Here is a 9,171-nt window from a genome sequence, read left to right on the forward strand (position 1 = left end):
ATCAGGAGAAACGAGATTATAGGGACTACTTCAGTGACTTGGCAAGCCCCTTGATACATTTTTTCTTTCGCGATCACTTCTTCGCTTCGAGGTGATACCGGGTCACGCGATCGACCTCGTTCTTCGAGCCGAGGAACACCGCGACGCGCTCGTGCAGGCTCTTTGGCTGGACGTCGAGAATACGCTTCTCGCCGTTGGTTGCGGCGCCGCCCGCCTGCTCGACGATGAAGGCCATCGGATTGGCTTCGTACATCAGACGCAGCTTGCCGGGCTTGTCCGGTGTGCGCTTGTCGGCCGGGTACATGAAGATGCCGCCGCGATTCAGGATGCGATGTACGTCGGCGACCATCGATGCGATCCAGCGCATGTTGAAGTCGGCCTGGCGCGAACCTTCCTTACCCGCTTTCAGTTCGCCGATGTATTGCTGAACCGGCGGATACCAGTGGCGTTCGTTCGAAGCGTTGATCGCGTACTCGCGAGTTTCGACGGGAATACGCATGTCGCTTTGCGTGAGCACCCACGAGCCGAGCTCGCGATCGAGCGTGAAGCAGTTCACGCCGTTGCCGGTGGTCAGCACGAGCACTGTTTGCGGGCCGTACACCGCATAGCCCGCGGCGACCTGCTCCGTGCCCGGCTGCAGGAATGATTGCTCGGTGGCCTGGTGGCCGTCCGGGCAGCGCAGCACCGAGAAGATCGTGCCGATCGACACATTGACGTCGATGTTCGACGAGCCGTCGAGCGGATCAAACACCAGCAGATATTCGCCCTTCGGATAGTTCGCCGGAATCGGGAAGAACTGTTCCATTTCCTCGGAGGCCATGCCTGCGAGGTTGCCGCCCCATTCGTTCGCCTCGAGCAGAATTTCGTTCGACAGGATGTCGAGCTTTTTCTGCACCTCGCCCTGGACGTTTTCGCTGCCCGCCGAGCCGAGCGCATCGCCGAGCGCGCCCTTGCTGACGTGGTAGCTGATCGCCTTGCACGCGCGCGCGACGACTTCGATCAACAGGCGCAGATCGGCGGGCAGGTTGTTGGTTTCACGCTGCTGCTCGATCAGGTACTTCGTGAGAGTGGTACGACGTTGCAAAGACATTGCTGTACTCCGGGAAGGCTAGAAGAATGATGGGATTTTAACCGCTCGTGTGTGTCGGCTCCGTGCTTTTGGCCGCACGGCCGCCTTCAGGTCTTGCGGCGCGTCCTGGCCGAGACGGTGCCGCTGACGCTGGCCGCGAGCGCCGCGGCCCGGGCGTGCCCGGCGGGCACGCTGGGCAGTTTCGGGCGCTCGGCGCGCGGCATCGGTTCGATTTCCCGTTCGATCTGCTCGCCGGCGGCGGCGGTGGCGACGCGCAGGTCGTAGGCGATTTGCAGATTGAGCCAGAACTGCGCGCTCGCGCCGAAGTAGCGCTCCAGCCGCAGCGCGGTATCGGCGGAGATCGCGCGGCGGCCGCGCACGACGTCGTTGATGCGCGGCGCCGGCACCCGCAGTGCAAGCGCGAGCGCGTTGACGGACATGCCGAGCGGCTCCAGGAACTCGCTGCGCAGAATTTCGCCAGGATGGATCTCGTCAATGGCCGCGCCCGTATCGATGTCGGAGAAATCGATGCTTTTCAGCGCGGAGCGTTTGATGACCATGTCGGTCTCCCAGTAGTCAGTGATAGTCGACGACCTCGACATTCAGCGCGTCCTCGCCGACGAAATGAAAACAGATGCGCCACTGCGCATTGATGCGGATGCTCCATTGCCCGCTGCGCTTGCCTTGCAAGGCTTCGAGCCGGTTTCCGGGCGGTGCGTGCAAATTCGCGATGGAGCTCGCGGCGTCGATCATCAGCAGCTTGCGATGCGCTAGCGCCTGGATCGATTGCGGCAACGTATGCACGAACCTGCCCTGGAAAATTCTTGCGGTGGCCTTGTCTGCGAATGTCGTGATCATCGAATCGTATAACGCATTGCGTTAAATGTAAACCATTAAACGTGTGCGTATACTTTCTCCCCGCCGAGGTCCGATGAACAGTCGGCCAAATGGCTAACGCCGTGCCACGACCGGGGGAGCGCAGCCCGTCACGAAAAAGCGGCGTGAAAAAAAGCCGGCAACGCGTGCCGGCTTTCGGATGCGACTCGAGAACTCAGCGAGGCATCACGCCAACGCCTTCTCGACGATCTCGCGCACGTCGCGCGACTTGACCTGCGCGGCCACTTTCTCGAGCGCCGCGCGCATGCTGTCGCGCAGCGCCGGCGTGAAGCGTCGCCACAGCTCGAGCGAACGCGCGAGGCGCGCGGCCACCTGCGGATTGAGCGCGTCGAGCGCGATCACCTGCTCGGCCCAGAATGCGTAGCCGGAGCCATCGGCCGCGTGAAACTGCGCGGGGTTCGCCGCGCAGAAGCTGAAAATCAGCGAACGTGCCCGGTTCGGGTTCTTCAGGTTGAAGGCCGGATGCGTCATCAGCTTGCGCACCGTATCGATCACCGGATGCTGTACGCCGCCGCGCTGCGTGGCCTGCAACGCGAACCATTTGTCGATGACGAGCGGCTCCTTCTCGAAGCGTCGATAGAAGTCGTCGAGCGCGTGCTGCGCCTCGGGGCTGCCGCCTTGCGGCGCGGCCGCGTTGAGCAGCGCCGACAGCGCGGCCGCGCGGTCGGTCATGTTGTTCGCGGCTTCATATTGCGCGGAGGCAAGACGTACGGCGTCCGCGGAATCGTCGAGCTCGGTCAGATACGACAGCGCGAGATTCTTCAACGCGCGATGACCGGCCGCCTCCGGCGTCGCCTCGTAGGCGCCCGGCGTGCGATGCTGCTCGTACACCTTGAGCCAGTCGTCACGCAGCGCATTGGCGAGGCGCTTGCGCACGAACTGCCGTGCCGCGTGCACCGCGGCCGGATTCGACTCGGCCATCTGCTCGGCCAGATATGCTTCGGACGGAAGCATCAGCGCGAGTTCACGGAATGCCGGCGACAGCGTCTCGTCGGTCAAAACGCGCGCGAACGCGGCGACCACCGAGTCGTCGAGCTGCAGCGCCGCGCCCGTGGCCGCACGTCCGGCGAGCGCGAGCAGCTCGCGGGTGGCGAGCCGCTGGCCGGCCTCCCAGCGGTTGAACGGATCGCTGTCGTGCGCAAGCAGGAACGCGAGTTGTTCGGCCGTGTAGTCGTATTCGACGATCACCGGTGCCGAGAAATTGCGCAGCAGCGACGGCAGCGGTTCCTGCCCGACGTTGACGAACGTGAAGGTCTGCTCGGTCTGCGCGAATTCGAGCACGCGCGTGGTCGACTCCGACGCCTTCGCCTCGCCGTCGAGCTGCAGTGGCAGATCGCGGCCGTCCTTGCCGATCAGACCGATCGCGAACGGAATCAGCAGCGGACCCTTCTGCGTTTCGCGCGCGGCTGGCACGGCATCGCCGTAGCCCTGGCGCAGCGTCACGCTGTAGCGCTGCTGCGCGGCGTCGTAGCGCGCGCGCACCGACACGCGGGGCGTGCCGGCCTGGCTATACCAGCGCTCGAACTGCGCGAGGTCGCGGCCGTTCGCGTCGGCGAGCGCGTGACGGAAGTCGTCGCAGGTCACGGCCTGGCCGTCGTGACGCTTGAAGTACAGGTCCATGCCCTTGCGAAAGCCGTCGCGGCCGAACAGCGTCTGATACATCCGCACGACTTCCGAGCCTTTCTCGTAGACGGTCATCGTGTAGAAGTTGTTGATCTCGACGTAGCTCTCCGGGCGCACCGGATGCGCCATCGGACCCGCGTCCTCGGCGAACTGCATCTGACGCAGCACACGCACGTCCTCGATGCGCTTGGTCGCGCGCGCGGCTTCGTCGCTGGCGCCGCCCGCCATGTCGGCCGAGAACTCCTGGTCGCGAAACACGGTCAAGCCTTCCTTCAGGCTCAGCTGGAACCAGTCGCGGCAGGTCACGCGGTTGCCGGTCCAGTTGTGGAAATACTCGTGGCCGACCACCGCCTCGATGTTCGCGAAGTCGGTGTCGGTGGCCGTTTCGGGATTCGCGAGCACGTACTTCGTGTTGAAGATGTTGAGCCCCTTGTTCTCCATCGCGCCCATGTTGAAGTCGCTGACCGCGACGATCATGAAGCGGTCCAGATCGAGCTCGAGCCCGAAGCGCTCTTCGTCCCAGCGGATCGAGTGGATCAGCGAATCCATCGCGTGACGCGTCTTGTCGAGATCATGCGGCTCGACCCACACCTGCAGCAGCTTTTCCTTGCCCGAGCCGGTCTTCACGCGTTCTTCGAGCGCGACGAGCTTGCCCGCGACGAGCGCGAACAGATAGCTCGGCTTCTTGAACGGATCTTCCCAGCGCGCGAAATGACGGCCGTCGGGCAGATCGCCTTCTTGGAGCAGATTGCCGTTCGACAGCAGCACCGGATAGTCGGTCTTGCTCGCGCGCAGCGTGACCGTGAAGCTCGCCATCACATCGGGGCGGTCGAGGAAGTAGGTGATGCGGCGAAAGCCCTCGGCTTCGCATTGCGTGAAGAAGTTGCCGCTCGACACGTACAGCCCCGACAGCGTGGTGTTTTCCGCGGGATTGCAGATGCTCGTGAGGGTCAGCTCGAAGCTGTCCGGCACGTTGTCGAGCAGCAGGCCGTGCTCGTGCGGGTGTGCGTTCGGGAACGGCTGCCCGTCGATCTCTGCGCTGACGAACTCGAGCTGCTCGCCCATCAGTTCGAGATGCGCGGCGCGCGAAGCATCCGGGTTGCGGCGCACGCGCATCGTATTCCTGACAACCGTGCGTTCGGGGACGAGATCGAACTCCAGCGCGACGGTGTCGATCAGGAAGGCGGGCGGCGCGTAATCGGCGCGGCGGATCACATTGGGCGTTGCGGTATCGGCCATGGTGTTCTTTGGTGGTGTACTCGAGCGGTCGGGCGCGCAAACGGCGCGCGAGCCTGGCTTGGTCGACTCATTGTACAAAGCCTCGGGCGATCGTGCGGAGGGGAAGGGGGGCGAGTTTCGGCGCAGGGCAGCGCGTCCGGTTTCGACGGACAGGGCAAGAACCTTTTGCTCGCTGCCGGGGTCAGCGTATTATCGGGCGCCGTGCGTGGCGGGGACCCGGCAGCGTCAGCCGGCGAGCGCATCGCGCGATGGAATAATCGCGGCCGAAGCAGAGTTTTAACCGAAGCGGAATAGATGCAACCAGAGGCATCACGAGGCAGACCATGAACTTCGATCGATGGACCCGCCGCGCCGCGTTGCTGTTCGTCGCGCTGAGCGTGCTGCTGTCCGGCTGCACGACCTACGTGACGACACAGGTCACGGCGTTCTCCGACTGGACCGGCAGCGACGCAACCCGCACCTATGCGTTCACGCGCCACGAGGATCAGAAGAACAATCTCGAACTGAGCGCCTACGAGCGGATCGTCGCAAACGAGCTCGCCGTGCACGCGTTCCGCGAAGTCCCTCACGACGAAGCGCGCTATCTGGTGGAACTCGCCTATGGCATCCGCTCGGATGTCGTGACCGTCGCGCAGCCGGTCTACTACAACCCGTGGCCCGGCCCTTACTGGGGCCGGCCATTCGATCCGTGGGGTCCGTGGGGGCCGTTCCCGGCGACATACGTGAACCAGAGCTACCCGGTATTCACGCATCTGCTCGGCATCCGGATTACCGAGCGTGCGAGCGGCCGGGAGGTCTACAACGTGACGGCGCGCAATTTCGGCGAGGAGTCGTCGCTGCTGCGGGCGATGCCTTATCTGGCGCGTAGCGCGCTGGCGGACTTCCCGCTGGCCAACGGCGCCGTGCACACCGTGAAGATCCCGCTCGGCGGCGGCGCGGCTGCGAACGAAGTGTCTCTGCCAGCGGCGACGCCGCCCGCGGGTTCGGCGTCGGCGCCGAAGGCCGCGCAGTAGCTTAGACCCCGACCCCGAACAAGGCCATCGCGCCCAGCACGACGAACATCACCGCGGCGATGCCGTGCACGAGCTTCGTCGGCAGACGATGCGCGAAGCGGTCGCCGAGCAGGATCGCTGGGACGTTCGCGATCATCATGCCGAGCGTCGTGCCGGCCACCACGCCGAAGAAATCGTGAAAGCGCGCGGCGAGGGCGACCGTCGCGATCTGCGTCTTGTCGCCCATCTCGGCGAGGAAGAACGTGACGACCGTGGTGCCGAACACGCCGAAGTGCGTGCGGTTCGTGTTGGCTTCCTCGTCTTCGAGCTTGTCGGGCACCAGAATCCACAGCCCCATGCCGACGAACGACGCCGCCAGCGCCCAGCGCATGACGGTCGGCGTCAGCATCGAACCGAGCCACGCGCCGAGCGCGCCGGCTCCCGCGTGATTGATCAGCGTTGCCGCGAACACGCCGAGAATGATCGGCATGGGCTTGCGATAGCGCGCGGCCAGCACGAGCGACAGCAGTTGCGTCTTGTCGCCGATTTCGGCGAGCGCGACCGCGCCGGTCGAAATGAGAAAAGCTTGAGTCACGTTGAATGGATTCCTCGGGCCGAAGATGAACGAGCGACGACCCACGACACGCCGGGCCCTGTTGCGGCGCGTGTGGATCATCGGTCTCGCCAGGCCAAAGGCTGCGACTGCCATGGCCGTGCTGGCCAAGTGTGTTGACAGGCGCCCCCGCGAGCCACACGTGCGACGCACCGGCGAAGCGGTGCGGACGTGCCGCGGGGCGGCTACTCCCCAATGAGGGGCGGAGTATAACAGGCGCCGCAGCATCGCTGTGACGAATGTTGTTCGCGTGCGGACGAGCCTGCGGAGGTGTTTTCGCTCTACGACGTATTCCGCGAAGGACCAATGAAAGGTTTTTTGGTGGATTCTGTCGGCGTTGGCACGCCAGCGTCGACGCGCGAAACGGCCTTGCGGTGCGTCTCCGCGGCCGGCTTTGTCAAATCGTCTAACAATGTGTTGCGCCTCAGGCGCGGATACAGATGGATACGTCTTTCCTCGACGATTTGCTTCAGAATATCCGGTACTATTCGGCCACAAAAGGAGCCCGAGCCGCCATCCACCACACCGATTGTCAGGGGCGCCTGACAAGTCAGGCCGATCGCCGGTGCTGCATTCCCATGCCAGCTGACCGGTCGATCCCGGCTGGAACCTCCCGATCCGCGCGGCGCCGCTCGCTGTGACGGCTGTGTATTCCGTCAGGCGCTTGAGCCCCTTTCCCGTTTCTACGCGCGAACACCATATGCCCGATCTGCACTGGACCATTCCGGTCGGTCGCTGGTCTAGCTGGCCGGCTACCTCGTCTGCTGCGCCCGATGTCGGCTTTATCGAGCCGATCGTGCGGCGGCGTCTCAGCACGCTGTCCAAGGTCGCGCTCAAGGTCGCGCACGACTGCGTCGCGCAGGAACCCGCGCGCGTGGTGTTCGCGTCGCGGCACGGGGAATTGCGGCGTACCACCGACATCCTGCGCAGCATCAGCGCGGGCGAACCAGTGTCGCCGACCGCCTTCAGCCTGTCGGTGCTGAACGCGATGACCGGCGTGTTCGGGATCGCGCGCGGCGACCGTTCGGCCGCGAGCGCGGTATCGGCTGGTGCGCAGACGCTCGGCTATGCGCTGCTCGAAGCGTACGCGCAATTCGCGACACAACCGGACTTGCCGGTGCTGCTTGTCTATGCCGACGAACCGGCCGATCTCGCGTACGGCACGATCGAAGACGAAGTGCACGGCGGCGCGATCGCGGTGCTGCTCGACAAGGATGCGTCGGCAGGGCACGTTGTTTGTTCCCTGACCCGCGCCGACGAGGAGGTGGCCGGGCAACCCGGCGAGCCGCGAACCGCAATGAGCGGCGCCGCGAGCTTTGCGACCCAGAGCCAGGCGCTGCTGCACTGCTTCGAAACCGGCCAGCCCGCGCGCTGGCAGCGCGCCGGCGCGCTGTGGCACTGGAGGTGGGATGAGCGCGCGGCTTGATTACGCGTGGCGTTTTTGCGCGACGGGCCTCGCCTTCGTCGCGTTCGGCGTGTGCGGCGTGCTGTTTTCGGTGCTCGTGTTTCCGCTCGCGTGGCTGTGGCCGCATCGCGCGTCGCGCCAGCGTGCGGTCAGCGTTGTGATCCATCGGTTCTTTCGCGCGCTCGTCGCGGTGCTGCGCGGCCTCGGCGTGATGGAACTCGAAGTATCCGGCGCTGAGACGTTGCGCGCGGGCGGACCGGCGATCGTCGTCGCGAATCACCCGACTTACCTCGACGTGATGGTCCTGCTGTCGCTGACGCCGCGCGCATGCTGTGTCGTCAAGCACGCGCACTGGCACAACCCGTGTTTCTGGGGCATCGTGCGCGCGGCCGAATACGTGAGCAACGCGGACGCGATCGCGCTCGTCGAGGCGGGAGCCAGGCAGCTCGCGGCCGGCTACACGATGATCATTTTTCCGGAGGGCACGCGCAGCCCCGCGCCGAACCGGCTGCACGCTTTTTCGCGCGGTTTCGCGCACATGGCGCTGAAGGCCGGCGCGCCGATCGTGCCGGTGTTGATGGATTGCGATCCGCCCGCGTTCACGCGGCAGATGCGCTGGTATCACGTGCCGGCGCGCGCTTTCCGGATGCGCGTGAACGTGCTCGCGCCGCTTGGCGTCGACGAGCTAGCCGCGCACGACACCACTGCCGCCATCGCGGCGCGCAGCGTGACGAATGCCGTAGAAGCCCACATTACCCAGCACTTGTTCGATTATGGATTCTTTAAAACTGGAAATTAAAAAGCTTCTGATCGAAGCCCTCGATCTCGAAGACCTGAGCCCCGCCGATATCGACGACGACGCCCCGTTGTTCGGTTCCGACGGCATCGGTCTCGATTCGATCGACGCGCTCGAAATCGGCATCGTGCTGCGCAAACAATATCAACTGACCATCGCGGCGAACGACGAACGTACCCGCGAGCACTTCCGCTCGATCAACACGCTCGCCGCGTTGGTCGCGAGTCAGCGCGAAGCGGCGCACGCTGCGAACGAAACCGCAAGGAAGGGGATTGAATCGTGACCGAGACTGAGATTCTCGAGCGCATCCGCGCGATCTTTCAGGAAAACTTCGCGATCGAGCCGCAGCGCGTGACGCCCGACGCTCATCTGTTCGAAGACCTCGATCTCGACAGCATCGACGCGGTCGATCTCGCGATCAAGCTGCAGGAGATGACCGGCCGCCGCATCAAGCCGGAGAACTTCAAATCCGTGCGCACGGTCGGCGACGTGATCGGCGCGGTCGAATCGCTGCTCGCGGCGCAAGGCTGATGCGGG

The 9,171-nt window shown here is 64.7% G+C and carries 10 protein-coding genes and 1 riboswitch; of the genes, 5 read left to right on the forward strand and 5 right to left on the reverse strand.

The genetic code is table 11. The features are described from left to right. Positions 1–73 precede the first annotated feature (73 nt). The 4 genes from AB3X86_RS15210 to pepN form a co-directional block, all read right to left on the reverse strand. Positions 74–1,090, reverse strand: coding sequence for a class 1 fructose-bisphosphatase (locus AB3X86_RS15210; RefSeq protein ID WP_176381236.1), 1,017 nt, complete (start codon positions 1,088–1,090; stop codon positions 74–76). 86 nt (positions 1,091–1,176) lie between these two features. Further along, the gene (locus AB3X86_RS15215) at positions 1,177–1,629 is read right to left on the reverse strand and encodes a HigA family addiction module antitoxin (protein WP_368596568.1); all 453 of its coding nucleotides are present in this window, start codon (positions 1,627–1,629) and stop codon (positions 1,177–1,179) included. A gap of 16 nt (positions 1,630–1,645) precedes the next feature. Then, positions 1,646–1,927 carry a type II toxin-antitoxin system RelE/ParE family toxin gene (locus AB3X86_RS15220; protein WP_368596569.1) on the reverse strand — a complete coding sequence of 94 codons (282 nt, stop codon included), beginning with the start codon at positions 1,925–1,927 and terminating at the stop codon, positions 1,646–1,648. Between the two features lie 204 nt (positions 1,928–2,131). Next, positions 2,132–4,828: an aminopeptidase N gene (gene pepN / locus AB3X86_RS15225; protein WP_368596570.1), complete on the reverse strand. Its 2,697-nt coding sequence runs from the start codon at positions 4,826–4,828 to the stop codon at positions 2,132–2,134. A gap of 323 nt (positions 4,829–5,151) precedes the next feature. Between pepN and AB3X86_RS15230 the strand changes: the two genes are divergently transcribed. Next, positions 5,152–5,841 (forward strand): DUF4136 domain-containing protein, encoded by a 690-nt coding sequence (locus AB3X86_RS15230; RefSeq protein ID WP_368596571.1) that lies wholly within the window; start codon positions 5,152–5,154, stop codon positions 5,839–5,841. Between the two features lies 1 nt (position 5,842). Here AB3X86_RS15230 and AB3X86_RS15235 read toward each other — a convergent pair whose 3' ends face one another. Beyond that, entirely contained in the window at positions 5,843–6,415 is a 573-nt protein-coding gene (locus tag AB3X86_RS15235; RefSeq protein ID WP_176124388.1) for a TMEM165/GDT1 family protein, read from the reverse strand. A gap of 11 nt (positions 6,416–6,426) precedes the next feature. Continuing rightward, positions 6,427–6,639: riboswitch (yybP-ykoY riboswitch) on the reverse strand. 494 nt (positions 6,640–7,133) lie between these two features. On the opposite strand from AB3X86_RS15235, the gene AB3X86_RS15240 reads away from it, so the two are divergent. Genes AB3X86_RS15240 through AB3X86_RS15255 form a run of 4 tightly spaced genes read left to right on the forward strand, consistent with a single transcriptional unit; the run spans position 7,134 to position 9,165 of the window. Further along, complete coding sequence (locus AB3X86_RS15240) at positions 7,134–7,859, forward strand: beta-ketoacyl synthase chain length factor (protein WP_368596572.1); 726 nt, start codon at positions 7,134–7,136, stop codon at positions 7,857–7,859. Next, positions 7,843–8,637, forward strand: a complete 795-nt coding sequence (locus AB3X86_RS15245; protein WP_368596573.1) for a 1-acyl-sn-glycerol-3-phosphate acyltransferase — start codon at positions 7,843–7,845, stop codon at positions 8,635–8,637. Before AB3X86_RS15240 ends, AB3X86_RS15245 begins: the two co-directional genes overlap by 17 nt. Next, the gene (locus AB3X86_RS15250; protein WP_176105339.1) at positions 8,612–8,917 is read left to right on the forward strand and encodes a phosphopantetheine-binding protein; all 306 of its coding nucleotides are present in this window, start codon (positions 8,612–8,614) and stop codon (positions 8,915–8,917) included. The genes AB3X86_RS15245 and AB3X86_RS15250 overlap by 26 nt, the downstream gene beginning before the upstream one ends. Beyond that, positions 8,914–9,165, forward strand: coding sequence for an acyl carrier protein (locus AB3X86_RS15255; protein WP_013090186.1), 252 nt, complete (start codon positions 8,914–8,916; stop codon positions 9,163–9,165). Before AB3X86_RS15250 ends, AB3X86_RS15255 begins: the two co-directional genes overlap by 4 nt. Positions 9,166–9,171 lie beyond the last annotated feature (6 nt).

Source organism: Paraburkholderia sp. BR14374, from assembly GCF_040948685.1.
Taxonomy (GTDB): domain Bacteria; phylum Pseudomonadota; class Gammaproteobacteria; order Burkholderiales; family Burkholderiaceae; genus Paraburkholderia; species Paraburkholderia youngii.